The sequence below is a fragment of the Vibrio eleionomae genome (assembly GCF_009874545.1).
GTDB classification, from domain to species: Bacteria; Pseudomonadota; Gammaproteobacteria; order Enterobacterales; family Vibrionaceae; genus Vibrio; species Vibrio nitrifigilis.
In genome coordinates this window covers 87,005-112,970 of record NZ_WEKT01000012.1, presented here as the reverse complement: position 1 = coordinate 112,970, position 25,966 = coordinate 87,005, and the positions used below count along the sequence as shown (strand labels likewise).

Sequence of the window (25,966 nt, the reverse complement as noted above, 5' to 3'; positions counted from 1 at the left end):
ATCATGGCTTTATTGAAATAAAACATTATAAATATCCGAGAATAAAATAGTGGCATTACAGCCACTATTTTATATTAATTATCTGTGTACTATTTAATTAACCGTGGCTCACTGCGAGATATAATACTGTGAAAGGTAAAATTAAACCTAGGAAACCCGCAAAAGATAAATAGTATCTGTATGCTGCTTTATCAGACATGACTAACTCCAGTTATTTTTATGTTCGTGTACGTACAATGGTAGTACTTTTTGTGTGGAATGTACAGTGATCCAATTAGTTTTTTAATTGATACATGCTATCTTGCTGAAGTTTGAGCTAACCTACGTATTCAAATACGCCCATTCCAAATATAATGTAGCTATTCACCGCTGTGATAAACATTATAGAAGAAAGACTTTGGTTTAATCACATGGTTTGTAAAATAGTAACAGCTAATAACGATATAAAGAAATTCGAACACAAAATATTATGAAAAAAGAAATATTGACCTTATTGATAATTCTGACCTGCTTCATCAATGAGAACGCTTTAAGCGCAAATACAGATAGCGCCCACGAACAACAAAAAGCTTTAAAAGATATATTTGGTTTTCAAGATAGTTTTGATCGTAGCCCTGAGCAACAATGGGCAAAAGATGTTATCGAAGACATCAAAACAGAAATGGGGGATGTCTCTGTCTATCGTGGCCAAGAATGCCGGGTAAAAATCCATTTCACCGAGCGTGCGGCATTAAAGAAAATTGAAATTAGTAACCACCAGGGTCTATGTGATCGTGCATATATCGCTATCAGGCATATTTATCAATTTCCTCTTCCCGAAAAAAGTAAATTACTACATCCGCTCTATCAAACCTTAACTCTTACATTTATCCCATAATAGTACCGCAACGGTTAATCTATATAACTATATGATATTATTTAACTTTTTATTATCAATAAAACAGAGATAATCTAGTTATTGCACTGTTTCCATTTAGGAAACTATGATTGTGGCGAATTGATCATGGCGCAGCAGTCTGTCGCCTTTTATTCTCATTTATTAGACACAAATTTTTAAAATAGACACTTATAATTGGTGGATTGTGGATAAGTAAGACGAGTGTCACTTATGTCTTGCTAAAGCGTATGCGTAACCGTTAACCGTGCTTTTCTATGTGATCCTGTGCGTAGAAATACAGTTACAAACGCCAGTTTTAGTGACTAAATATTAAGCGGTAGTAACATGGAACTGGTCAGTTAAACGCTAAATAAATAACCTTGTTATGTTGGATTAACGCTAAGGTGACGGTGTCACAAGAGTGTTGTTTCTGACAATGAACAAGAGACAAAGCCTCGTAGGAGACGAAATATGATGAAATGGATTAAGCACAACCGATATCGATTGTTTTCCACATATATGTGCGTTCTGCTACTTTTACCTACTCCAGGACTGGGCTCTAAATTTACTGGTTCTAGCCGGGTCTGCTGTGATTATTCATCGATTTTGTAATACTCACCTTCATAAAATCGTTTGATACTTATTACCCTATTTACCTACATTATTATCTGATCAAATGATGAAATAGCGCCCTGATGTAAAGGGCGCTTTAATGTTTGTCAGTTGCTCTTATATCAAGCTCAAAAACTAGGCTTCCACGGTATCAAAATTTAAATACCTAACCTTCCCTGTTTTCTTCGACAGTTCCAATACTGGTGCATAGCTAGTAAAAGGTCTTGTCGTTAACTCTCTTATTTTCAATTTATCTACCGTTTATTTTACTTAAGTTCGCTTTAGTTATAGTGCCTTAGGTACTATCATCTAGACCAGAAGTGAGGCTGTTTGTGAAAGTTATCCACACAACGATCATTTTATGCGATATTGAGATCCTAAAAAGATCTAAAGGCTATAGTTTATTTGCTTTGTAAAGGAAGTGAGTGTTTACACCGTTGTTTCAGTTAAACCTGTAATTTAATTACATAAATAAAATCTATCATGAATGGTATAGTGAATTATTCTTTTATAAGGTAATGATAAATATAGTTTTTATTAAAGATTGTACAATATGGGAGGTTTTATCAGGTTATTTAGGGTGCACAGATGCAAGTATTAGAAGTTAGTGGGTCACCAGTAACGGTGCTACCCTATTGATAGCTGACATAAAAAAAGCACCTGACGGTGCTTTAATATATAGAATGGGTTATTACTATTTCTGAGAATGCTCTTTTAGTGCTTGGCGAATTTCTTCTGCGACTAATTTTATCGCTTGGGCTGTACTCATCCCCTCTGCCATTAACGCTTGAATTTTTTCAACAGCAGCTTGTTGTTGCGCGTGAGTTAACGTAGGTAAATCATCAAACATAAAAAGGCTCCTTATTCTGGAGCCCAGACTATAATCGTAAATTTAATAGGTAGCAAGAAAGTTTACGTAACCACCCATTGAATCTTCATTGGTGTAACTTGCAGCAAGATCTAATTCAAACAAACCCAGTGGAGATAAGCCGATACCCGCAGTATAAGTTGGATCACTGCCACTGTAAGATAGGTTTTTCTTAATCCCGGCTCTAAGTTTAAGCTGACGTAACAAATCTATTTCTGCCCCTGCCCTAATCATTTGAACATTATCATCAAATTCTTTATAACGTTTCTGCTCATTAAGATCGTAGTCAACACTAAAGGTAAAATAGTCTGCCACAATTCCAGCGCCAACTGTATACAGTGGTCTCATCTGATATTCATATTTGATTGATTGATTATTACTACCAGTGATTGTTTTAGTTTCAATATCATGACTGATCAAGTTCATGCCTGTTATGCCGACACGAAATGGTCCATAGAACCATAATGCACCAGCATCAACGTTAAGCATATTTTCCGCTTGGGTGTTTTTATCTATATCCGTCAGGTCAAAATTTTCAACATCCGTCTGATAAACAAACGTATATACCCGTTGCAGTTTAGGAGATAACCCAAACGACATATGTTGGCCGAAAACGGTACTGTAACGGGCCATGGCTAAACCGACCTCTGCGACACCGACAGAAACAGCATTAATTGTCGTATTTTGTGCCTTTTCAATAGTACATTGATTGGCATCACTCGGATCACTACAAAAACCAACATCGGATGTCACATAGGTTTCGGTGTAGGCTTTACCAAATAGATTCATTGATAAATAAGAATTTGGGATCCCAATGGCAGCACCAGCCCCCAGTTCTGCATTCAACTGAGAACCATTAAGTTTATCAAGTTCTGAGTCGATATCATCAACCGTTTGTTGAGTCACACTACCATCAACATCTCCGAGTAAATCAGCGAGATTATCAATAGTATCGATCATTTGGTTTTGATCGTCATAAGTCACTCCAACGCTCGGTAAGATCATACCAGCATCATCATTACGACGATAAATAGCAGTTAACGCAGGATTATAAAAAGGGGCAGTCAAATAGTTGGCTGATACCACACCAACACCGCCCATGGCATCACCACGAGCCTCAATAGAATAAGGAGCTGCCATTGCACTGGTGGCTGCGAGGGAAATAGACAACGCAAGAAAAGAATACTTATTTTTATTCATAATAATCGGCCATGGGTATATTTAGAGTAATTAGCAACGAATACACTAAACCACTATCGGCCGATTATAATATATCTTTAGCTATTGTTTAGCTGCAACATCATAGGTTTTGCTGATAACTTGAGACTGCTCAATGATGATAGGACCTTGCCAACGCTGTTGTGTCATTGAAATCGCGAGCACGTAACGATCTGGCGGTAGACTATCCGCAGGTAATGATGATGGATAATCAGAATCATAACTGTGATTCCAGATCTCTTGATATTTGCCTTTCACATAGTCATACACGGAAACACCAAGCTTTGGAAGTGGACAGAATTTATTAAGTAATGCGTTCTTCTCTACTTGCCAATGATCTTTTGAGGCCCAACGTACCGTACGATAGGGTTTTTGATCACCAAAAATGACCCATGCGCTCCATGAACTCTGATCATCAGCTGTCACATCAATACGATATAACCCTTTACTGATTTCATTATTCAAGTTGTAACGTTTGACATAATTATGTTCTGCATCTGTTACGGGGTCACTATCTGACTCAGTAAAAGAGTTGTCTGAAGATAATGGTTTATCAACCCATTTCGTCAAACGAATGTCCGAAATATCTTTCTTCGCTGATGCATTAATTAATACTTGATACGCATCACGCCCTGGACTTTGAATAGTTAAACGACGAATCGTAATCGCATTAATCCAGTCGGGAAATTCTTTATTATCTAGCCCTTTACCACAATCCACTGTTAACGCTTGCATAAGTAAGTCATTTAGGTGGGTTTTGATATTAGTATTCTCATCTAACTGCCAAACTTCTACTAGTGAGGAAAACGTACCGGGCAAATCCCCCTCCAACAAATGTTGGTGAGTTTGCGTTAATGGCGTGTTTTGCTCAAACCAGTCAGCGGCTTGAACAGTTATAGGCACGCATAAGCACGTGCCTAATAACAAGAGTAATTTGTTCATGAATTACGCTTTCATTTTGTAACCGACACCACGTAAGGTTTCGATTTCAAGTCCTGGAAGTTTTTGACGCAGCTGTAGAACGTGAGTATCAACAGTACGTGTCGTTGGGAAATGGTTATAGCCCCATACATGATCCAGCAATTCATCACGAGTAAACACACGTCCTAGATTACTTGCCAAGAACAGCAGCAGATCGAATTCAGTACGAGTTAATGTAACCAATTCATCATGGTAAACCACTTCGCGAGTTGCTTTATCAATGATCAAATCGTTAGTAATAACCTTGTTATCATCTTCACCTTCGCCTTCTGGAGAACGCATTTGTGCACGGATTCGAGCGAATAATTCTGCTTCAGCAAATGGCTTAGTAAGATAATCCGTCGCACCTGCGTCAAGACCTGTCACTTTATCTTTTACCGTCACTAGTGCTGTTAGTAGAATCACTGGTACTTCTTTAATTTTTTTCCATTCAACCAAGTGTTCTACCGAATCACCATCAGGAAGTTGACGGTCAAGAATAACAAGATCCGCTTTTTCCCAGTGTTGTTTTACATCAGCGATTAATTCAGCATGTAAACAATCATATCCTGCTTGTTCCAAACTAACTAATAGGCCATCCGCTAGGTTTTTATCATCTTCAACGAGAAGCAATGTCTGTTTCACAGGGTATCTCCAATATAAATGTTGTCGGTGGTCCAACTAGGCTCATTGTTCCGCCCATACGTCCAACCATCGATTCTACAATAGTTAATCCAAGTCCCAAGCCACTCTTACTGACAAATGGCTTGCGCAAGTGACGCCAATCTTTTTCTGTTAATGTTCCTTGATCGGTCACTTTGATGGTGACTGAATCCTCAGTCGTAATTACATTGAGTGAAACTGGTGCTACACCGTATTTCACTGCATTTCGAATCAAGTTATCAACACAGGTACCTAGCCAGTAGACATTTAATTTTGCAGCGATATCCTGATTGATATTAAGTTCTATAGGATCTGAAAACTCCTCTTCAACTTTGTACTCCAACCACTCTTTAACAGAAGGAACCCAATCGGTAGATAGTGGTTTGTTGTCCGATTGTAAGTAATCTTTACTCGCTTCTGCTAATTGTCTCAAACGTCTTGAGTCCTCGCACAAGCGGCGAAATTCATCATAAACAGTCTCTGGTAGGTGTTCGAATTCTCGTCGGAAACCTTCCACAGTTAAAGATAAGCTGGCAATAGGTGTACGCAATTCATGCGTTAAAATTTGGAGGACCAACATTCGACTCTTCATTTCTTGTCGTTTGCTATTCCAGCGGTAAACCGCCCAACCTAATACCAAGAGAATGTTGGCAATAACCAACACTACCATGCTTATTCTTAGTAAGTTGGAATGATCTTCAATATCCCAACAAATATTGCCACGTTGTACAAAACAAGCACTATCAGAGCCTACTACTTTGTAAGAAAGGCCTGCTTTACTCGCATTATGGTTCCACGTAGCTTCATTAAATACATAGTATTGGTCGTTTTTACGCAACCATAATTCATTCTGTTCACTGAACATTAATGAACCAGAGTTCAATGCCTTAAGTGACTCACCATTCATGGCCTGTAAACGTCCAAGTAACGTTCCTTTCGGTGCAGGTGGACGTTCATCGATATGCATATACTGTTTAACTTCTTCATACATATCAGGATGGTCTTTAACATAGCGAGCTGCGTAAGTACCACCGCCTGGATGAATCAAACCACTGCGGGCAAACCAACTTGGACGCAGTTTAGTTCCGTTACATACGGCACGTACAAACGAAAGAGGTTCCGTAACCAGTGGATTATAAGGAAGTTTGCCAGAACAACCTTTGGACAACTTATAAAGACGTTGGATGGCAGTGAGAGGATATTTAGTCGTCTGCGGTAGCATACTCTCAGGAGAGATTAAGCTCTCTGGATAGTTAGCTTGCAATTTATCGATATTATAAGTGACTACCGCTGAATCGTAATCAAAAAGCGATACGAATAAATCGATACGCTCGGGGAGAGAGTCCGCATGAGTAAACGCAGAAAATAATGTCCCGACGGTTGCTATTGTTATGGTTATCGCTTTTCTCAATTGATTTCTTTTATTATTCATCAAGGCAAAACACTATAGCGTATTATTCTAAAAATTTATACTTGGCATGTTAAGACGCTGTCAATAATCGTTAACATATCACCAACTCACTACAAAAGAAGCCAGCAATGCTGGCTTCTTGGACAATAAATGCACGATTAAAGTGCTTTAGATATCGCGTCAACACTCGCCTTAGCATCACCAAACAGCATCAATGTATTGTCTTTAAAAAATAATGGATTTTGTACACCAGCGTATCCAGTATTCATTGATCGCTTGAATACTACGACATTTTTGGCATTCCAAACCTCTAAAACAGGCATCCCTGCAATTGGACTGGTCGGGTCTTCTTGCGCCGCTGGGTTCACCGTATCATTGGCTCCAATCACTAAGACAGTATCCGTATCAGAAAAGTCCTCATTAATTTCATCCATTTCCAATACGATATCGTATGGAACCTTCGCCTCAGCCAATAAAACATTCATGTGACCAGGCAAACGTCCAGCAACAGGGTGAATACCAAATCGAATCTCGATACCTTTTGCTCTCAGCTTTTCAGTGATTTCAGAAACAGGATACTGAGCTTGAGCGACGGCCATACCATATCCAGGAGTTATGATGACTGACTTAGAGTTTTTCAAGAGCTCAACCACCTCTTCTACCGTCGTTTCGTGATATTCACCCAATTCTTGATCTTTTGCTACCGCAACTTCTTGGCCAAATCCGCCGGCAATAACACTAATAAAGGAACGATTCATCGCTTTACACATGATGTATGAGAGAATTGCCCCGGACGAACCAACGAGCGCGCCTGTAACAATCAATAAGTCATTGGCTAACATAAAACCAGCAGCGGCAGCAGCCCACCCTGAGTATGAGTTCAACATCGAAACGACCACCGGCATATCAGCACCACCGATAGATGCTACAAGGTGGTAGCCAAAACCAAATGCGATGAGTGTCATCAATACCAATGCCCAAACACTTCCGTCGGCTTGAATAAATTCACTCAATAACCAGATGCTGACTAATACAGCTAGCAAGTTGATCTTATGTTTATGAGGCAAGTTAAGTGGTGTGGACGCTATATGACCACTAAGTTTGCCATACGCAACAACCGATCCAGTAAAAGTAACAGCACCGATAAAGACACCGACAAATACTTCGACTAAATGAATCACATATTCAGAATGATTCGCCACTAATGGGGCGTGAATAAAACTATTGTAACCAACCAGAACCGCCGCTAAGCCGACAAAGCTATGTAAAATAGCCACCAGCTCAGGCATTTGGGTCATTTCCACTTTTTTAGCGAAACGAATGCCAATTGCAGCACCGATCACCATGGCGATAATGATCCAAGTAACACTGGTGCTATGGGGGCCTAAAATCGTGGCTATCAAAGCAATTGTCATCCCAGCAATACCATAATAATTGCCTGATTTAGCAGAGGTTTGCTTAGATAAGCCCGCTAGACTCATAATAAAAAACAAGGCCGCAACGATGTACGCTGCTTGAACCAATTGTGCAGACATCATTCCCTTCCTTAGTCTTTACGAAACATTTGCAACATGCGTTTGGTGACGGTAAATCCACCAAAAATATTGATACTCGCTATCAAAATGGCAAAAAAGGCCAAAAATGAAACCAGTCCATGTCCATGCCCTATTTGCAAAATAGCACCAACAATAATAATCCCAGAAATCGCGTTAGTGACTGACATTAATGGGGTATGTAAAGAATGGGACACATTCCAAACCACGTAGTAGCCAACAACACAAGAGAGAGCAAACACAGTAAAATGGCCAAGGAATTCACTGGGGGCAACAGAGGCAAGCCAAGCAAACAGAGCCACAGCGATGACTAACATCGAGACTTTTTTCCAAACCGCCATTGGTGGCTTTGGTGTTTTTTCAGCAGGGGCAGCCACCTTAGGTGCCACACTAGGTTGCGCCGATACTTGGATAGGTGGTGCTGGCCAAGTGACTTCCCCCTCTTTAATCACTGTGACGCCACGCACGACGACATCGTCGAAATCGATCGTAAGTGTGCCGTCTTTTTCCTTACACAATAGCTTAAGCAAGTTAACGATATTGGTGGCATAAAGCTGGGAAGATTGAGTCGGTAATCGGCTTACCATATCCGTATAACCGATGATTTTCACACCATTTTCGGTTGTAAATACCCTATCCTTTTGCGTGTATTCACAATTGCCACCGTTTGCAGCCGCCAAATCGACAATAACACTACCGGCCTTCATGCTATCGACCATCTCTTTGGTAATCAGAGTAGGAGCGGGTTTGCCCGGAATGAGTGCAGTGGTCACAATAATATCCACATCTTTCGCTTGCTGAGCGTATAGTTCTGCCGCTTTTAGATTGAAATCATCGCTCATTTCTTTCGCGTAACCATCACTACTTTGCTGCTGTTCAACATTAGCCAGCGTTAAGAACTCAGCTCCCATTGATTCGACTTGTTCTTTAACTTCAGGGCGAACATCAAATGCTCTGACTACTGCTCCTAAACTGCCAGCCGCACCAATCGCTGCTAGCCCCGCGACCCCTGCACCAGCAATAAATACTTTGGCAGGTGGAATTTTTCCTGCCGCGGTAATTTGGCCAGTAAAAAAACGTCCAAACTCGTGAGCAGCTTCCACAACAGCACGATATCCAGCAATATTGGCCATTGAAGATAATGCGTCCAACGATTGAGCCCGTGAGATCCTTGGCACCGCATCCATTGCCATCACATTAATCTCTTTTTCTGATAACTTTTCCATTAATTCAGGATGCTGAGCTGGGTAAATAAAGCAGATTAATGTTGATTTAAGCGGTAACAATGACACTTCATCTAACTCGGAATCGTCACCATATAAAGGCGCGTTTACTTTGATAATAATGTCGGATTGCCAAACATTCGTTTGGTCGACAATGGTCGCACCTGCTTCTTTATATGCTGAATCATCAAAACTGGCGTCGTCTCCAGCTCGTGATTCAACAACAACGTCATATCCCAGTTTAATTAACTGTTTAATAGAAGAGGGGGAAGCCGCAACTCGGCGTTCACCTGCAACTCTCTCTTTTGGCACACCTATTTGCATATCTTATCCTTGAAATACTGACTTGATGTTTAACCGTACTGACTTATCTTCTGCATCTAATACAGAAAAATTGTGTTATTCTATCAATAACACATTCGTTTACTCAGTAAAGTGAACTAGTAGACGGAGATGATTGAATATACATTGAAATTTTTCGTTATTTGATCGCAGTTCAACGAAAGAGAGAGCAGTAAGAGAGATAGAATCGAAAGATCATTAGCGAGAAAAAAGCGCCAGAAAGTAATTTAGTGGCGCAGAATATGTTAGTTTTGGTGCTGGATGAATTGAGAGCAAAGCCTGACCTAGGAAAAAATGTTATCTCCCATCTGGTCAATGAACATTTGCGCCTTACGTAGCATCAGATCGTCGGCATCAGCTTGGCTTGGGACAACATCAGAACGAATAAAACGGTGTGTTTTTACTTCATTATCAATCGTTTTTGTAATACGTCCCGCAATACGGAATTGGCCACCTTCGGCCATCGCCTCTTGATATATCAAATACCCTTTGTACTCCACAGGTGTAACTTCTTTTGGTTCTGGTGCACTTTTGGCACCGAATAAACGAGAAAACAGGCCCACATAGACTCCTTACGAGTGGTCTTTACTTTTTAGTAATGGCGTTTCATACCATTCCAGTTCCCGATCTTCATCAAATCGACCTAATCGAATGACACTCGGTACGTCCGAATGGCGGTTCTTACGTCGATCTTCAAGGATCATCGACTCTGCAGTTGAAATAGCCACATCAGCATTACGTTTTAACATGACTAGACGATCTTCCGGTAAAGAAGACAAAAAATCAATATCATAGCGAATATAAACGGGTCGCAATTGGTTTAAAGCCAAACACGCTAGGTCAGCGAGTTGCTCTTCATCGTAGTGTTCAAACTCTTCTTGGTGTAGCGCCTGCCCCACCAGCGTTTCCATATAGTTATGAACATCGTTACTGATCTGCATTGTTAATCTCCCTAAACTTCACAGCTCTTGTCATTAAAATTAATGAACACTGAGGAATTAGGCAAAAAAATAAGTCGTCAATTGTCGATTTCTTAACTGTATAAGCCTTTTTCTCGATTTTGAAACGCAAAAACACGACTATACTTGTAAATAGCAGTATTCAACGCTAGCGACTCTAGCTAAACTATCGGCCTTCAAAGACGGTTTTATCAATAAGAATGTATTCAGCTTTCATTACGTCCCACTGGTTTAGACTTGGCTTCCCCCTATTCTTACTCTCCTTAATTTGGCTTAGTATGAATAGCGTCGTAGCAGCGACACAAGCTAATCTCAGTTTCGCAATGAATATGCCTTACATTCTGCTGGCGGTCGCGTTTATGATTGCCCACACCTTTAAACAAAGTCGTATAGTGATGCTGAGTACTGCGATGATGATTGGCTACTGGGTTATTCAAGAACGCCTGCAATCTCCTTTACAGACAGGCACGACATTTATCGAACTATGCCTACTCGCATTCTTACTCCCCGTTTCCTGCTGGCTCACCCAACTGTTTCATAACGGTACAACGTTTAATCGCCAGTTTGTTATATTTTTACTGCTTATTGGCGCTCTAGTGGGTTGGAGTTGTTTAGTCGTGACAGAAGATATTCATATGGGAATGATTCACAGTGTGAAGGAGGTATTATTTGTCTACCCTAACCTATCAAAATTACCGTTCATTCTTATTCTTTATATCAGCGCCTTAATCGGCATTAGCGCGCTGTTTGTTTTAACACGCAATCACCTTAATGACGTGGTCATTTATGCCACAATGTTAGTTATCGCCAACACCTTTTATGTCTTTGATACGCCGTTCGTATCGAGCACAATGTTCTCGTTACTGGGTGTGCTGTTCATCATCTATCTGCTTTCTAATACTTATCAAATGGCATTTACTGATCCCTTAACACAAATCCCGGGACGTCAGGCATTGGAAATCGATTTACGCCATCTTAGTCGACGATATACTTTAGCCATGATTGATGTTGACCATTTTAAAAAATTCAATGATACCTACGGACATAGTTCAGGGGATGACGTTCTCAAATTAGTCGCAACAAGGCTGTGTCTCATTCGCGGTAATGCGCATGTCTATCGTTATGGTGGTGAGGAGTTTGTGGTTCTGTTTCGTGGCAAGCATATGACACAAACATTAGAGTATTTGGAAGAAATTCGTTTAGATATTGCCGATTACCCATTGGTTATCAGAGACACGCTGACAAGGCCAACACGTCACCAAGACGGAGAAACCAAACGAAGTGATAAAGCCCATCAACATGTTAATATCACTGTTAGTATTGGTGTTTGTGACAACCAATGGGGAGACACGGTTCAAGACGTGCAAAAACTCGCGGATGAAGCCCTTTACCGTGCTAAAGATAAAGGACGCAATCAAATATTCCCCTATCAGACTAGTCGATAAGTCCCAACCCTCTTAATACCATCGAGACAACAAACTCCTGAGCTTCATCAAACTGTTCGTCAGTTAACGGATCACCGTTAATCAACAGCACTTCCATATCAAAATCCGCGTAAAACTGTGTTGCTCCCCAAATTAAAAACAGCAGATAAAACGGCTTGACGGGTTTAATCAGCCCTTCGTCTACCCAGTGCTGAATAAGACTGGCTTTTGTCGTGGTCCATTCGATGACTGGCTGTTCAATCACATCATGAATAATCGGGGCACCTTGAATAATTTCCTGGGCAAAGATTTTTGATTCTTGCGGGTGAGTGCGGCTGTAGCGCATTTTAGCCTCAATGTAGCGGCGCAATACCTGCGCAGGAGGTTCGCCGATGGCAGCATCGTCAAAACCTTCATTCCATAAATTAAGAATGTCTTTGAGCAATGCTTTATACAGGCCAGTTTTAGATTTGAAGTAATAAAGAATATTGGCTTTCGGTAGATTGACACGATCCGCGATAGATTGTAATGACGTACCTTTGTAACCATGTTTAACAAACTCATCAGCGGCAGCCGCTAAAATAATTTGCTCATTTCTACGACGTATATCTCCTGGGCTTTTTTTAAGGTGTCCCACCTATTCTTCCTCATTATCTTTTCGGTTAATCGATTACATCAGCGCCGTATTTTATCTGCTACTTCTACATAATACGATCATGAGAATTGAGATCTTAAAGTGACGTTGGGGCTACAGTGAGCCTCAAATGATGGGGGTCTGTCAAGTTATGCAACTGCACCAAAATTAAACATGTGCACTACAACTGTACAACTTTGCTGTGCCACAGCGTCAACAAACGCACGATTTGATTTTTATGTGCAAGTTATTCTCAAATTTGTCTTCCGTATTTAAATCCATTAAAACAGCAATATCTATCTGATTAATAGATATTTAATTAGCTCATCATCACTATATCTAACCGCGTTTGTCCTGGTTAAAATCATTTTTCTGAACAACTGGTCAGGTTTTTGCATCTTCGTAACAAATAGTTTTGACAAAATAGATAATTAACTCGCTTAGCGAGATCCCGTCAGCCTCAAAAGGAACAAGAGGCCAAGGAAATAACGAACGGAGAACGTATGTTAGAGATAATGATCAATCATGAGGTCGTTGCAGTACCGTCAACCAGTGCCGACACCATGCTATTGCCCTATTTGCGGGAACAATGTCATTTAACCGGATCAAAAGAAGGATGTGCCAGCGGCGATTGTGGCGCATGTACCGTGGTTATCGAGACTTTAGATACAGATAATCATCTGACGTATCAACAGATCAATTCATGCATTACCCCACTTAACGCTTTACATGGTAAGCACATCATTACCATCGAATATTTAAGCCATTTAGGTGCGCTTCACCCTATTCAGCAACGCGTCGTCGATAAACATGGCAGTCAATGCGGATTTTGTACGCCTGGGGTTGTTATGTCTCTGTATGCGCTATCCAAACAAGAGCACATGCCAAACGATCCTACCGAATATTTGGCGGGTAATTTATGTCGCTGTACCGGCTATGGCCCCTTAATAGACGTCGTTCAATCATTAAAAGATGATCCCGTGACCGACCCACTTGCTCAATACGAAGAATCGGTGATGCATTGGCTACAACATGTGAAAGAATCTGAGACGCCAGATTACTACCGACCTAAAACCCGAGAACAGTTACGAACCATTAAACGTCAGTACCCAACAGCAAAACTGATTGCCGGCGGTACGGATCTCGCATTGGAAGTGACACAGATGTGGCAAACCTTGCCAGAACTCATTGATCTTTCTGATGTTGATGATTTAAGTCGCATCACGCAAACCGCTGCGGGCTGGCGTATTGGTGCGAGTGTGCCACTCAGTAAAGTCCATCAATGGATTAAGCGTTATGTACCAAATGCAGATGAATTGTTTAGTCGCATAGGCAGCTTAAGTATTCGTCACCGTGCAACCTTGGGTGGCAGTTTAGGTCATGCCTCTCCGATTGGCGATATTGCCCCTTTGATTATGAGCCTCAACGGCATGATTGAAATCGATGATGGAGAACAACGCCGTTTAATCGCTCCAGAGGATTTTATTACTGGTTATCGCACAACAGTGCTGACGGCTAAACAATGGATCAGTGCCATTCATCTCACACCGCCGCAAGAGAATGAAAAACACGCCATTTATAAAATCAGTAAACGCTATGAAGATGACATTTCTACCGTGTTACTCGCACTAAAAGTGCGCTTTAATGCGCAAGGAATCATCGCAGAATGTTATATCGCCGCTGGTGGTATTGCTGCAACGTCTGTTCGTCTTACCGATATCGAAACATTTTGGATTGGCAAACCTTTATCCGCAGAATTAATTAAGCAAACACAACATCACGTTAGCCACATCATTCAACCTCTCTCTGATGTTCGCGCTAGTGCTGATTACCGAATAACACTGGTAAAAAACCTACTACAACGTTTTTATCTAGAGTCACAACACATCCCAACTAGGCTGGTGCATCATGCGTAAACTTACCTCTCTCCAACAAACCGCGCCTACTCATCAGCATTCATCTGTGATTGGTCAAACCATCAAGCATGAAAGTGCGCACAAGCAAGTTGCAGGAACCGCCCCTTTCGTTGATGATATTCCAACGCCTCGAGGTTGTTTACATGCAGCAGTGATCACCAGCACCATTGCCAAAGGCCATATCCTTACTTGCAACCTTGAACGAGTGAAACAAGCGCCTGGCGTGGTCAGTGTGTTAACCAGTGATGATATTCCAGGCGAAAAAGACATCGGTACCGTGTTTAAAGGCGACCCTTTGTTAACGATTGACAATGACATTCGGTTTTACGGTCAGCCGATAGCGTTAGTTCTTGCAACGTCTTATCAAGCAGCGGTCATGGCCACGAAATTGGCCGATATTGAGTATGAAAAAAGTGACACTGTCGCGTTAACCTTATCGCAAACAAAGACTGAACCGCCATTATTACCAGTTCACCAGATGGGTGTCCCGATAAATGCTGATGTTAGATCAGCTCCCATTCACCTTGATGGAGAAATGTTGGTTGGAGGCCAAGAGCACTTTTATTTGGAAGGGCAATGCTGTTTAGCGCAAACAACTGAAGACAACGGCATGTTGGTTTTTAGTTCGACCCAAAACCCTTCAGAAGTACAAAAACTGGTGGCAGAAGTCCTTGCGACAGATTTTAACCGCGTGACCGTTGATATGCGGCGTATGGGCGGTGGCTTTGGTGGTAAAGAGAGTCAGGCGGCACCTTGGGCATGTTTAGCGGCATTAGGCGCTTATCATACCCAGCGTCCGGTGAAATTTCGCCTACCTCGACGCATTGATATGACAGCAACGGGTAAACGCCATCCCTTTCATAACCTATATACACTCAGCGCGAATTCCCAAGGTGTGATTAAAAATGCACAAATGGAGATAAATGGACTTTGTGGTCATTCCGCAGATTTATCCGATGCGATTGTTGATCGCGCCATGTTCCATGCCGATAACGCCTATTCATTAGGTGATGCGTGCATAATGGGTCATCGACTTAAAACCGACACGTGTTCTCACACGGCATTTCGCGGTTTTGGCGGTCCACAAGGAATGATTGTCATAGAGAAAGTCATGCAGCAACTCGCCTTAAAAACTGGTCGAGATGCATTCGATGTACGCTTGGATAATCTCTACCGTAAAGGACGCAACACCACCCCTTATGGGATGGAAGTAGAAGAGCTCGATACACTCCCAACGATGATGAAACAGTTAGCGCAAAGTTGTCACTATCGAGCAAGACGCAAAGCGATAAATGAGTGGAACCAAACCAGCCCGATTTTGAAAAAAGGCTTGGCACTGACCCCAGTAAAATTTGGCATTTCTTTTACAGCTCAACATCTCAATCAAGCAGGCGCACTCATCGTGATCTATACCGATGGTTCAGTACAAGTCTCCCATGGTGGGACTGAAATGGGCCAAGGACTGCATACTAAAGTACAACAAATTGTTGCCCAAGCATTCGGCATTGGGATAAACAAAGTGCTGGTTACCTCGACACGCACCGACAAAGTCCCCAATACCTCACCCACAGCTGCATCATCTGGTGCTGATCTTAATGGTATGGCTGCTTACAACGCTGCCATGACAATTAAAGAACGGCTTCTTTCCGTTGCACAAGCGCACTTTGCCACTAGCGAACCGCTATCGATTGAAGATGAAGAAGTGGTGTATGGTGACAAAGCGTTATCTTGGGGCGAACTTATCCAAATGGCCTACTTTCAACGCGTGTCACTTTCTTCAACCGGCTACTATCAGACCCCAAAAATCGGTTACGACCGAGAGACGGCATCAGGACGCCCATTTTACTATTTCTCTCATGGGGTCTCCTGCTCTGAAGTCACGATTGATACCCTAACTGGAGAACATACTATAGACCGGGTCGACATTTTGCACGATGTTGGCCAAAGCCTTAACCCCGCCATTGATACCGGGCAAATTGAAGGCGGTTTTATCCAAGGTATGGGCTGGCTAACCAGTGAAGAATTAGTTTGGGGTAAAGAGGGTCAATTACTTAGCAACAGTCCAATGAACTACAAAATCCCAACGATTGGTGATTATCCCAAAGTGATGAATATCGGTTTGTATGAAAACCCAAATCCAGAACACACCATTTACCGCTCTAAGGCCGTGGGTGAACCGCCATTTATGCATGGCATCAGTGTCTGGTGTGCAATTTATGATGCAGTGGCAGCACTGGGAAACCATCAATACGATCCTGATCTGCACGCACCAGCAACCGGGGAGCAAATCCTGACATGTTGTGACCGCGTCACCGGACTGAACGCGCAGACGAACAGTCAAATGGAGCCCGCACAAAATTGCGCTGCAGAGGAGATGCACGATGCACACTGAATCCTTACTTAACCAAGCAAATTTAAGCTGGCTCAAAGCGTGTCAAGAACTCGAACAGTTAGGTCAACCTTATTGTTTGGCCACTGTTTTGGCCCATTCAGGCTCAGTACCACGATCCAGTGGGGCCAAAATGGTGATTACGACTAATGCACAATATGACACTTTAGGTGGCGGACATTTAGAATATCAAGTCATTGCTCTCGCTCGTGATAAATTAACCGCACAGCAGTCAGATATGCAGATTGAGCGCTTTGCACTTGCAGCCGATCTTGGTCAATGTTGTGGCGGAGCTGTTCAAGTTTTATTTGAGTTCTTTCAAATGGATACACCTAGCGTTATTATCTATGGAGCAGGTCATGTGGGGCAGTCTCTTGCCACCATACTGTCTAAGTTACCTTGTCACACAACCGTGATTGATAATCGCCAAACTTGGCTCGAACAATTACCGTTAGGTGTTCAAGGCACATTGGCAGCCAATCCAGAACAAACCGTACGCTCTCTGCGAGATAACAGTTATTTGGTTGTTATGACGCAAGATCATCAACTGGACTACGATATTGTTGCCAATGCATTGAATGAACGACGTTTTATGTTTGTAGGATTGATTGGCTCACAAGGGAAAAAGCAACGTTTTGAATATCGCTTGAAAGAGCAATTATCAAATCCAGAATTGATTGAAGCACTTACCTGCCCGATTGGTTTGGCCGACATAACCGGTAAACTACCAATGCAAGTCGCTGTATCGGTTGCAGGCCAATTAATCGCGCTAATGAACAAACAGCAAACTCAACAAAATAAACAAGATAATGTTGTACTGTGGCAACAAGCAAACTCCGCACGTAAAGCATTTTCGGAGATCATGGATGAAGGCTAATCAACCGATTACATTAAGCTCACAAGAATTAAGCATGATTTGTAGCAGCCGTCGTTGGCAACAAACGATGTCTGAATACCAGCCATTTCAAGACCGCAATCAATTTTTTCACTATGCGGACATTGCATTTGATGAGTTAGAAGAAGAGGATTGGCTAGAAGCATTTGCTGGCCACCCTATGATCGGGGATATTGATAGTCTCTCGAAAAAGTATGCGCACAGTCAGTCGCTCAGCGAGAATGAGCAAGAACGAGTACAACACGCCTCTTCTGATACATTAGAAAAATTGTTACAACTCAACCTCGATTATAAAGACACATTTGGTTTTATCTTTATTGTCTGCGCGACCAATCAAAGCGCGCAATCTATGTTAGCCAAATTAGAGCAACGCCTGCCCAACTCTAGGGAACAAGAGTTAGTTAATGCAGCAACAGAACAAAGAAAAATCAGTAAAATTAGAATGGAATCTTACGTATGACCCAGCTTAGTTGCCATATCCTTGATAACGCCAGTGGTTCACCTGCAACTGGCGTAGAGGTCCACCTCTTCAAATTGGGATCGAGTAAATCACTCGCTCAGCAAACCACCAATGACGATGGACGCTGTGAGTTTGCCAACGTCGATCTCATTCCTGGACAATATACATTACGCTTTTTAGTCGCGCCCTATTGCGAAGCGACTTTTGGTGAAGCTTTCTTCCCGATGATTGATGTGCATATCACCACAGATTCACGTCCCCATTACCATATCCCATTGCTGCTTTCTCCTTTCGCTTATAGCAGTTACCGAGGTAGTTAATGATGACATTTAGTATTCATCGTGGCCGTATACTGCACTTTCCACGCCCGACATCGGCTCCCGAGCATAACTATCAGTATTTCTCTGACGGCATTTTAGTGGTGAGAGATGGTCTCATTGAATATCTCGGTGAAGCCTGTGACTTCTTAGCTGAAAACCGGCTAAATTCGGATGATATTATCCACCATGAAGGCTTAATCTTGCCTGGGTTTATTGATGCTCATGTTCATTATGCCCAAGTCGAAATGATCGCCAGTTATGGCGAACAATTATTTGATTGGCTGAATAATTACACATTTCCAACAGAAAAAAAGTTCATTGATCGATATTACGCTAAACAGCAAGCTGAATTCTTTATTGCGCAATTATTTGCTCATGGCACCACCACCGCTGCTGTCTTTGCGACCGTTCATGAGCACTCTGTAGACATGTTCTTCGAAGCAGCAGAACAGTATCAAGCACGCATGATTTGTGGCAAGGTTTTGATGGATAGGTTCTGTCCTGACACGCTGCGCGATAATCCCAAGTTAGGGTACTGGCAAAGTAAGGAGCTTATCGAACATTGGCATCATAACGGACGAAATTTATATGCAGTGACGCCACGTTTTGCGCCAACCAGTACGCCGCAACAACTGCAGCAAGCCGCCAGTTTATTACGCGAATATCCTGACGTTTATATGCAAACGCACCTCAGTGAAAACCTCAATGAAATTAAATGGGTAAAAGATCTGTTCCCAACATCACGTGATTATCTCGATGTGTATGAATCGGCAGGATTATTAACGGAGCGTAGCATCTTTGGGCATGGGGTTCATTTATGCGATTCAGAGTTAAAACGCTTGGCGGCGAACAACGCAACCGTGGCTTGCTGCCCATCTTCTAACTTGTTTTTAGGCAGCGGTTTATTTCCTTTTCATCATATTAAAGATGTTGGAGTCAATATCGCATTTGCCAGTGATATCGGGGCTGGCACTGACTTATCATTGCTTGCTAACTTAGCCGATGCCTACAAAATATGTCAGTTACAAGGCAAAAGTTTAAATGTCTTCGACTCCCTCTACCACAGTACACAGGGCGCAGCTGTTGGACTTAAACTTACCGACAAAATCGGCAATTTAAATCCAGGTACTGAAGCTGACTTTATTGAAGTGAATCCCACTGCGTTTCCCATGCTGCAACAGCGTGTGGAACGAGCCACTTCACTGGAATCAGAGCTCTTTGCTGTAACAACGTTAGGTGATGAGCGGGTGATCAACCGCACTTACGTGATGGGCAAATGTGTATTTGAGCGTACAACCAAAACCGAATAGCCAAATAACCAATCAGCGGCTCATCAACGAGTACATCCGGCCAGTTGTCTCGTTGTAAAGCTATGTAAACCATAAAACTAATTGTTTTCAGTGTGTCTTACACTATACCCAAGTAACTGCAAGATGCTGTTTTCTGCATCTTGTGGTCATTTGGGTATATAGCCAACGAATCTCAATATGTAGGTAAGGATATAAAGGTGAGAAAACAACTACTGATATGGGCAAGCGCCGCTCTTTTGTGTTCACCATTTGCGCTCGCTGATAATCAACCGCCAGCAAAGCCGGGTAATGGCGGACAGCCGCCTCAATTTAGTGACTTTGATACCAATGGTGATGGCGTTCTAACGAGCGATGAAGTCCGCGGACCGATGAAGCGCGACTTTGATCAAATGGATAGTAACGGTGATGGGCAAGTCACTGAGAGTGAACTCGATACGTTTATGCGTTCTCATAAACCACCTCAAGGTGCACCGGGCAGCCATAATAATAACAGTCAGTCATCCGATAATGACGACGATGAACACTCAGATTTCTTTGATAACTAAATCCGATAAGCGCCACATTTGCATGTGGCGCTTACGTTTAAGCATTTTATCCTAGAACAAAATGTCCCCTTAAGGATGAAACGTTTTGATCATATTGATCAAACAGGACAACGCCACATCGACATCTTCAACCAGCACATTCTCGGCAGGGTTATGGCTGATCCCCTTGTCACAACGGACAAATAACATTCCGATCGGAGTGATCGCTGCCATCGCCATCGCGTCATGTCCCGCCCCGCTCGGCAAATAACATGGCTCTTGCTGTGTCACTTGTTCAACCACATTTCCCCAGCGTTGCTGCAAATCACTATCACATTCAACCGCTTGAGCTTGATACACTTTCTGTGAATTGACAGATAATTCGCGGCTTTTCGCAATTTTATTAATGCCTAGGAGAATTTCGTTCACTGAACGTTCCAGCGTTTCTTGATTTGAGCTGCGAACATCTAACGTAAAATGCGTTTCACCTGGAATCACATTAATTGCCCCTTTTACCGTTTCGCAAATGCCAACCGTCGCCACTATTTCTGCTTGTCTTGCGTATCGCTCAACGAAGTTGATCATTTCTGCGGCGCCACACAACGCATCTTGGCGTAAGTCAACCGGTACTGTACCAGCATGGCCAGCAACGCCTGTCACTTGGAACTGAAAACGCTTGGCGCCAGCAATACCGGTGACGATACCCACTGGTAGGTTCTTAGTTTCCAGCACAGGCCCCTGCTCTATGTGAACTTCCAGATAGCCCAAAAGCTCATCGGTCGTTCTCGCATCCTTACCCGCTTGATTAGGGTCTAGTCCAAATTCCATCATCGCTTGCGCAATGGACACTCCAGAAGCATCTTTAATCACCAACCAATCTGGATTAAATCCCCCCGCGACAGCGGAAGAACCAATCAAAGTGGTATTAAAGCGCGTCCCTTCCTCATCAGCAAATGCCACCACGTCAATATGAAATGGAAACTCGATATCTTTAAGCGAACTCAAAGCATCAATTGCCAGTAATACGCCCAAATTGCCATCATACTTTCCCGCATTGGTGACAGTGTCACTATGAGAGCCAATCACTAAGGTCGGTTGCGTTGGATTACGCGAGACTTTACGTCCCCACTGATTTCCGACGCTATCTTGCCAAGTGTCGAGTCCCGCATCTTGCATCCACTGAGCGAGCTGATCATGTGCCTGACGATGTTCAGGGGTTAAATAGGCTCGCGTTAATCGGCCAGCGTCTTCACTAAAACCGGCCATAATGTCTGCACGCTGCATAATGGATTGTGCCGATGTTGCTGTGCTGATCATACGCACTCCTTTGCTTTCAATTAAAACTGACTATTCGAATTAACGATAAAATTCCATCGCTGCAGCGACAGCCTGACCCGGTGCAATCTTGGCACGATATTTCAACAAAATCGATTCCAGCGCCGCTAAAGTGGTTAAAACACACTCTTGGCGTGCGTTATAACCCATCGTGCCGATACGCCAAATTTTGCCATGTAGCGGACCAAACGAGGTACCGATCTCAATACCAAAACGGTTGAGCAGTTCACCACGAATCGTATCGCCATCAACTTCATCAGGAATATAAACCCCTAATACGTTATTCATCTTCGTACTTTGATCGCCGAACAGTCGCAATCCCATAGCCGCTAAGCCAGCAGCAAGGGCATCACCCGCTTGTTTATGGCGAGCAATAACGGTATTGCTACCTTCTTCCAAGAATAAACGCGCACATTCACGGGCGGCATAAAGCATGGATGTTGCTTCAGTATGGTGGTTTAAGCGCTCAGGACCCCAGTAATCCATGATCATCGCTAAATCGAAGTAGTTCGACTGAATAGGACAATCAACGCCCTCTTGGTGGTGCGCCGCTTTGATCCCCGCTTCTACGTGTTTACGACGATTAATCACTTCAGCGCAGAGGTCGCTTAATGTCACGGGGGATGAGCCAGAAGGGCCTCCTAAACATTTTTGTAACCCCGCTGAAACCGCATCTAAATGCCATTCATCGACTTTTAATTCATTACCGGCAATGGAAGCCGTCGCATCACAATAAAACAATACCCCATGGCGATGACACACTTCACCGATATCGGCAAGAGGTTGATTCATGGTCGTAGAGGTATCACCTTGAACCGTCGCCAATAATTTAGGTTGAAACTGTTTGATCGCAGTTTCGACTTGTTCAGCGGTGCACACTTGTCCCCATTCGACATCGATCGTTTTGATCTCAGCACCTACGCGTTGGGCAATTTCACACAGTAAATGACCGAAGCGACCAATGACTGGAATCAGCACTTTATCGCCCGGCTGAAGGATTGAGACTAACACCGCTTCAATCCCCGAACGTGCCGTGCCATCAACTAAAAATGTTTGCTGGTTATTGGTTTCAAAAACACCGCGATATAAGCTCTGAACTTGATTCATGTAGCCTGTCATTACAGGATCATATTGACCAATCAAAGATTGAGAAAGCGCTTGATGCACACGTGGGTATGCGTTGATTGGCCCTGGTCCCATCAGTAGACGTTGTGGTGGGTTGAGCGTTTCAAAAAGTGTTTGTGTTGTATCCATTCTTATTCTCCAAGAGTGTAAGTTCCATCACTGCGAGGGTCACTCGTTGCGCTGATCTTGCCTTGCGTATCAAGAACAATAGCGCCAGCATGGCCCATCAATTCATTGTTATCAGGGACAGATGTGATTTCATGTCCTAGCTTTATTAATGGCTCACCATACTGTTGATAGAGAGTCTGTTCGAGGCGCAGACTGAACGTACTGTCGCCCCATGTCCGACCCAGTAACCAGCGCGGTGCTGCTACTGAATCTTGTAATGAGTAATCTTGATAGAGATAACGGCTAAATAAACAAGCTTGTGTTTGAGGTTGCCCTTCTCCGCCCATCGTGCCATAGACCATTCGCCGACCATCACTCAGCTCTGCATAAGCAGGATTGAGGGTATGAAACGGTTTTTTGCCCGGCGCTAAACAGTTATGATGCCCCTCATCGAGTGAGAAGCTCTTGCCACGACAATTCCACACGATACCGCTGCTGGGTAACACTAATCCGCTACCAAATTCCCAGTACACGCTTTGAATAAAACTCACCATCGTGCCGTACTGATCGCAAGCTCCCATCCAAACGGTATCACCGGGCTTAGCGACATGAGGCCAAGGCAGAGCGTGATCGCGTTTAATATGACTAACTGCTTGTTGAATGACATCTGGATCAAGCCAAGTCTGCAACGGCTGAGTAAGATCATTCGGATCACAAATCACCTGATCACGAATAATGAATGCTTGTTTGGTCGCTTCAACTAACAAATGCATGTGATCCAACTCGAGCAAATTATCTCTGATCAATTGATCATAAATAGCTAAGATTAAAAGCGATGCTAAGCCCTGCGTTGGCGCCCCAAGGTTATACAGTTGACCTTTTGATATGTGAGTGGTGAGCGGTTCACCTACCACAGCGCGATACTCATTAAAATCGTCTAGACGCAGTGGACTTCCTGCCGCTTCGAGCTCTTGCGCGAGTTGCTCGGCCAGTGAGCCACGATAGAAATCCTCTAATCCAACTTTCGCTAAGTGTTCGAGCGTTTGTGCCAACGCGGGATTCACCACTGTTTCTCCCGCGGATAAGGGCATGCCGTTTTTTAGATATAAATCGCCAAATTCGGGAAAAAACTGCAGGCGCGCAAAGGTTTTATGACTGGCAAAAGCCAAGCTATCGGTAACCGTGATGCCTTCACGAGCTGCATTAATGGCGGGCTGTAAAAGATGGCTTAGCTCTTGGTTAGAGTGGTCATATTCTAAGGCCTTTTGCCAACCAGCGACTGCTCCTGCCATTGTGATTGCAGCATTACCGCCAGAATCAGGCAGCTCAGTCCCTACAGCACGATACGCTTGGATATCGATCTGATGGGCAGCGTGGCCACATGCATCGATGGTAATCGGTGTTTCACCCGGTTTCGCTATAATCCAGAAACCATCGCCACCAAGGCCATTCATATGCGGGTATTGCACAGAAATCATGGCAGCCGCAGCCACCATCGCTTCGCTAGCGGTGCCACCAGCATCTAATATCTGTTGGCCGACTTGCGCGGCCTTTGCGTGAGGTGCCGTAAATGAGGTTTGATTAGTTGGCATCGTCTACCTCACCAATCAAACGCATTGCGGTTGCCAGCACATCCATATCACCATGTTTATAACCAAGTAACGACACCCCGCATGGCCCTTCATCAAGTTCAGCCATGGGTAAATGTAATTGTGGCAAGCCAGCTAAACCAGCCAATGCGGTCATTCCCATCAGTTCAGAACGATATTTAGCGAGTGCTGAACTTTCCATTGTTAATTGTGGTGGGCGTCCTGGCGTCGTCGGTAATACCCAAAGTGCTTTCTTACTTGGGCCAAATTCTGCGATCCACTTGGTAAATAACGATTGATCATAACAAGCGTGATCATACATGGTTTTTGTAATCGTGCGTGACCATTCAACTCGCGCAAGAATCGCTGGATCAATTTGATCACCATACTGACTCAACCAATCGCCATGTTTTTGAATAATTTCATACCCTTGTACAGTTCGAAATATTAAGCTCAGCTGAGCAAAATCATAGTCACTGTCTTGCAATAAATGGCCGCGATCTAAAGTGATGTCATGCTCTGCACACCATGTCGTTAACTGAGCTAAACGCTCAGGAGAGAGAAACGGCACAAAAGCATCATCAAGATACACATTCTGAATCGTTTTACCTTCAGTCGGGTTATCACAAAGCACTTTAAACACTTGTCTTAAAAGGGGTAAGTTAATGGCCAAAATGCCCGCTGTATCAAAACTTTTTGCTAATTCGAATGCACAACTTAAATCCAATTTACCCAGTGTAGGTCTAAAACCATAGATATTGTTATAGCTAGCAGGAACGCGCACAGAACCGCCAGTATCGGTACCAATCGCAAAATCAGAAACACCACCAGATACAGAAACAGCACTGCCGCTAGACGAGCCCCCAGGAATGCAATCAGGCGCGGCAGGATTAATGGGGGTGCCGTAATGAATATTTTGTCCATTTAAACTGTAGGCTAGCTCATCGGTTTGCACTCGCCCAACACACTCAGCGCCTTGAGCAAGTAAACGATCAATCAATGGCGAGGTGTGAGTAGCCGGTTCATGAGTCTGTAACCAAGTAGGATTACCAGCGCCCGTGGTATAACCCGCTACATCAAATAGATCTTTAAAGACAAAGGCGTAGCCAGATAATGCGCCTTCTTGGGTTGGAGCAAGGCCATCTGGACCTTGCTGGCAGAAAATTCGAGTATCCTTACTCATCATTACATCCTTATTATTTTTAGATTGAGTCCCTTTTCTTCATCATAGAGGATGAGAGGTAACCGCTC

General features: G+C 43.1%; 23 protein-coding genes. 9 read left to right on the top strand and 14 right to left on the bottom strand.

Features of this window, described 5'->3' with window-relative positions:
- Window positions 1-469 precede the first annotated feature (469 nt).
- A complete protein-coding gene (locus F9817_RS09340; RefSeq protein WP_161154758.1) occupies window positions 470-877 on the top strand; it encodes a cell envelope integrity protein TolA in 408 nt (135 codons plus the stop codon).
- A gap of 1,306 nt (window positions 878-2,183) precedes the next feature.
- On the opposite strand, the gene F9817_RS09335 is transcribed toward F9817_RS09340, so the two are convergent.
- From F9817_RS09335 to F9817_RS09295, 9 genes are all read right to left on the bottom strand, one after another.
- On the bottom strand, window positions 2,184-2,339 hold the full coding sequence (locus F9817_RS09335) for a YoaH family protein (RefSeq protein ID WP_161154756.1): 156 nt from the start codon (window positions 2,337-2,339) through the stop codon (window positions 2,184-2,186).
- A 42-nt stretch (window positions 2,340-2,381) separates the two neighbouring features.
- Window positions 2,382-3,557 (bottom strand): conjugal transfer protein TraF, encoded by a 1,176-nt coding sequence (locus F9817_RS09330; RefSeq protein ID WP_161154754.1) that lies wholly within the window; start codon window positions 3,555-3,557, stop codon window positions 2,382-2,384.
- 81 nt (window positions 3,558-3,638) lie between these two features.
- On the bottom strand, window positions 3,639-4,517 hold the full coding sequence (locus F9817_RS09325; RefSeq protein ID WP_161154752.1) for a DUF2861 family protein: 879 nt from the start codon (window positions 4,515-4,517) through the stop codon (window positions 3,639-3,641).
- A gap of 3 nt (window positions 4,518-4,520) precedes the next feature.
- Complete coding sequence (vxrB, locus tag F9817_RS09320; RefSeq protein ID WP_161154750.1) at window positions 4,521-5,180, bottom strand: response regulator transcription factor VxrB; 660 nt, start codon at window positions 5,178-5,180, stop codon at window positions 4,521-4,523.
- On the bottom strand, window positions 5,155-6,630 hold the full coding sequence (gene vxrA / locus F9817_RS09315) for a sensor histidine kinase VxrA (protein ID WP_161154748.1): 1,476 nt from the start codon (window positions 6,628-6,630) through the stop codon (window positions 5,155-5,157). Before vxrA ends, vxrB begins: the two co-directional genes overlap by 26 nt.
- Before the next feature lie 137 nt (window positions 6,631-6,767).
- The gene (gene pntB / locus F9817_RS09310) at window positions 6,768-8,144 is read right to left on the bottom strand and encodes a Re/Si-specific NAD(P)(+) transhydrogenase subunit beta (protein ID WP_161154774.1); all 1,377 of its coding nucleotides are present in this window, start codon (window positions 8,142-8,144) and stop codon (window positions 6,768-6,770) included.
- An 11-nt stretch (window positions 8,145-8,155) separates the two neighbouring features.
- The gene (locus tag F9817_RS09305; RefSeq protein ID WP_161154746.1) at window positions 8,156-9,709 is read right to left on the bottom strand and encodes a Re/Si-specific NAD(P)(+) transhydrogenase subunit alpha; all 1,554 of its coding nucleotides are present in this window, start codon (window positions 9,707-9,709) and stop codon (window positions 8,156-8,158) included.
- 302 nt (window positions 9,710-10,011) lie between these two features.
- Window positions 10,012-10,290, bottom strand: coding sequence for an HlyU family transcriptional regulator (locus tag F9817_RS09300; protein WP_161154744.1), 279 nt, complete (start codon window positions 10,288-10,290; stop codon window positions 10,012-10,014).
- A gap of 9 nt (window positions 10,291-10,299) precedes the next feature.
- Window positions 10,300-10,668: a late competence development ComFB family protein gene (locus F9817_RS09295; protein ID WP_161154742.1), complete on the bottom strand. Its 369-nt coding sequence runs from the start codon at window positions 10,666-10,668 to the stop codon at window positions 10,300-10,302.
- Window positions 10,669-10,886: 218 nt separating this feature from the next.
- Here F9817_RS09295 and F9817_RS09290 point away from each other — a divergent pair, with 218 nt between their 5' ends.
- Window positions 10,887-12,131: a GGDEF domain-containing protein gene (locus F9817_RS09290; RefSeq protein ID WP_196124526.1), complete on the top strand. Its 1,245-nt coding sequence runs from the start codon at window positions 10,887-10,889 to the stop codon at window positions 12,129-12,131.
- On the opposite strand, the gene F9817_RS09285 is transcribed toward F9817_RS09290, so the two are convergent.
- On the bottom strand, window positions 12,121-12,747 hold the full coding sequence (locus F9817_RS09285; RefSeq protein WP_161154739.1) for a TetR/AcrR family transcriptional regulator: 627 nt from the start codon (window positions 12,745-12,747) through the stop codon (window positions 12,121-12,123). The two genes, F9817_RS09290 and F9817_RS09285, sit on opposite strands and share 11 nt — an antisense overlap.
- 500 nt (window positions 12,748-13,247) lie before the next feature.
- Between F9817_RS09285 and xdhA the strand changes: the two genes are divergently transcribed.
- From xdhA to F9817_RS24275, 7 genes are all read left to right on the top strand, one after another.
- The gene (gene xdhA / locus F9817_RS09280; RefSeq protein WP_161154737.1) at window positions 13,248-14,660 is read left to right on the top strand and encodes a xanthine dehydrogenase small subunit; all 1,413 of its coding nucleotides are present in this window, start codon (window positions 13,248-13,250) and stop codon (window positions 14,658-14,660) included.
- Window positions 14,653-17,052: a xanthine dehydrogenase molybdopterin binding subunit gene (gene xdhB, locus F9817_RS09275; RefSeq protein WP_161154735.1), complete on the top strand. Its 2,400-nt coding sequence runs from the start codon at window positions 14,653-14,655 to the stop codon at window positions 17,050-17,052. The genes xdhA and xdhB overlap by 8 nt, the downstream gene beginning before the upstream one ends.
- Window positions 17,042-17,926: a xanthine dehydrogenase accessory protein XdhC gene (gene xdhC / locus F9817_RS09270; protein ID WP_161154733.1), complete on the top strand. Its 885-nt coding sequence runs from the start codon at window positions 17,042-17,044 to the stop codon at window positions 17,924-17,926. Before xdhB ends, xdhC begins: the two co-directional genes overlap by 11 nt.
- Window positions 17,916-18,404, top strand: a complete 489-nt coding sequence (locus tag F9817_RS09265) for a 2-oxo-4-hydroxy-4-carboxy-5-ureidoimidazoline decarboxylase (protein ID WP_161154731.1) — start codon at window positions 17,916-17,918, stop codon at window positions 18,402-18,404. The genes xdhC and F9817_RS09265 overlap by 11 nt, the downstream gene beginning before the upstream one ends.
- The gene (gene uraH, locus F9817_RS09260) at window positions 18,401-18,724 is read left to right on the top strand and encodes a hydroxyisourate hydrolase (RefSeq protein WP_161154729.1); all 324 of its coding nucleotides are present in this window, start codon (window positions 18,401-18,403) and stop codon (window positions 18,722-18,724) included. Before F9817_RS09265 ends, uraH begins: the two co-directional genes overlap by 4 nt.
- The gene (guaD, locus tag F9817_RS09255) at window positions 18,724-20,034 is read left to right on the top strand and encodes a guanine deaminase (protein WP_161154727.1); all 1,311 of its coding nucleotides are present in this window, start codon (window positions 18,724-18,726) and stop codon (window positions 20,032-20,034) included. The genes uraH and guaD overlap by 1 nt, the downstream gene beginning before the upstream one ends.
- A 197-nt stretch (window positions 20,035-20,231) precedes the next feature.
- Window positions 20,232-20,579 carry an EF-hand domain-containing protein gene (locus tag F9817_RS24275; protein WP_161154725.1) on the top strand — a complete coding sequence of 116 codons (348 nt, stop codon included), beginning with the start codon at window positions 20,232-20,234 and terminating at the stop codon, window positions 20,577-20,579.
- Window positions 20,580-20,648: 69 nt separating this feature from the next.
- Here F9817_RS24275 and F9817_RS09245 read toward each other — a convergent pair whose 3' ends face one another.
- Genes F9817_RS09245 through F9817_RS09230 form a run of 4 tightly spaced genes read right to left on the bottom strand, consistent with a single transcriptional unit; the run spans window position 20,649 to window position 25,901 of the window.
- Complete coding sequence (locus tag F9817_RS09245) at window positions 20,649-21,875, bottom strand: allantoate amidohydrolase (RefSeq protein ID WP_161154723.1); 1,227 nt, start codon at window positions 21,873-21,875, stop codon at window positions 20,649-20,651.
- 39 nt (window positions 21,876-21,914) lie between these two features.
- Window positions 21,915-23,147: a pyridoxal-phosphate-dependent aminotransferase family protein gene (locus tag F9817_RS09240; protein WP_161154721.1), complete on the bottom strand. Its 1,233-nt coding sequence runs from the start codon at window positions 23,145-23,147 to the stop codon at window positions 21,915-21,917.
- A 2-nt stretch (window positions 23,148-23,149) separates the two neighbouring features.
- On the bottom strand, window positions 23,150-24,718 hold the full coding sequence (locus F9817_RS09235) for a gamma-glutamyltransferase family protein (RefSeq protein WP_161154719.1): 1,569 nt from the start codon (window positions 24,716-24,718) through the stop codon (window positions 23,150-23,152).
- A complete protein-coding gene (locus tag F9817_RS09230) occupies window positions 24,708-25,901 on the bottom strand; it encodes an amidase (protein WP_237476216.1) in 1,194 nt (397 codons plus the stop codon). Before F9817_RS09230 ends, F9817_RS09235 begins: the two co-directional genes overlap by 11 nt.
- Window positions 25,902-25,966 lie beyond the last annotated feature (65 nt).

Excerpts from the sequence above, each read along its gene's own strand:
- F9817_RS09340 (WP_161154758.1), top strand. The coding sequence starts at position 470 with ATGAAAAAAGAAATATTGACCTTATTGATAATTCTGACCTGCTTCATC.
- F9817_RS09335 (WP_161154756.1), bottom strand. The coding sequence starts at position 2,339 with ATGTTTGATGATTTACCTACGTTAACTCACGCGCAACAACAAGCTGCT.
- F9817_RS09330 (WP_161154754.1), bottom strand. The coding sequence starts at position 3,557 with ATGAATAAAAATAAGTATTCTTTTCTTGCGTTGTCTATTTCCCTCGCA.
- F9817_RS09325 (WP_161154752.1), bottom strand. The coding sequence starts at position 4,517 with ATGAACAAATTACTCTTGTTATTAGGCACGTGCTTATGCGTGCCTATA.
- vxrA (WP_161154748.1), bottom strand. The coding sequence starts at position 6,630 with ATGAATAATAAAAGAAATCAATTGAGAAAAGCGATAACCATAACAATA.
- pntB (WP_161154774.1), bottom strand. The coding sequence starts at position 8,144 with ATGTCTGCACAATTGGTTCAAGCAGCGTACATCGTTGCGGCCTTGTTT.
- F9817_RS09305 (WP_161154746.1), bottom strand. The coding sequence starts at position 9,709 with ATGCAAATAGGTGTGCCAAAAGAGAGAGTTGCAGGTGAACGCCGAGTT.
- F9817_RS09295 (WP_161154742.1), bottom strand. The coding sequence starts at position 10,668 with ATGCAGATCAGTAACGATGTTCATAACTATATGGAAACGCTGGTGGGG.
- F9817_RS09290 (WP_196124526.1), top strand. The coding sequence starts at position 10,887 with ATGTATTCAGCTTTCATTACGTCCCACTGGTTTAGACTTGGCTTCCCC.
- xdhA (WP_161154737.1), top strand. The coding sequence starts at position 13,248 with ATGTTAGAGATAATGATCAATCATGAGGTCGTTGCAGTACCGTCAACC.
- xdhB (WP_161154735.1), top strand. The coding sequence starts at position 14,653 with ATGCGTAAACTTACCTCTCTCCAACAAACCGCGCCTACTCATCAGCAT.
- xdhC (WP_161154733.1), top strand. The coding sequence starts at position 17,042 with ATGCACACTGAATCCTTACTTAACCAAGCAAATTTAAGCTGGCTCAAA.
- F9817_RS09265 (WP_161154731.1), top strand. The coding sequence starts at position 17,916 with ATGAAGGCTAATCAACCGATTACATTAAGCTCACAAGAATTAAGCATG.
- uraH (WP_161154729.1), top strand. The coding sequence starts at position 18,401 with ATGACCCAGCTTAGTTGCCATATCCTTGATAACGCCAGTGGTTCACCT.
- guaD (WP_161154727.1), top strand. The coding sequence starts at position 18,724 with ATGATGACATTTAGTATTCATCGTGGCCGTATACTGCACTTTCCACGC.
- F9817_RS09245 (WP_161154723.1), bottom strand. The coding sequence starts at position 21,875 with ATGATCAGCACAGCAACATCGGCACAATCCATTATGCAGCGTGCAGAC.
- F9817_RS09240 (WP_161154721.1), bottom strand. The coding sequence starts at position 23,147 with ATGGATACAACACAAACACTTTTTGAAACGCTCAACCCACCACAACGT.
- F9817_RS09235 (WP_161154719.1), bottom strand. The coding sequence starts at position 24,718 with ATGCCAACTAATCAAACCTCATTTACGGCACCTCACGCAAAGGCCGCG.
- F9817_RS09230 (WP_237476216.1), bottom strand. The coding sequence starts at position 25,901 with ATGATGAGTAAGGATACTCGAATTTTCTGCCAGCAAGGTCCAGATGGC.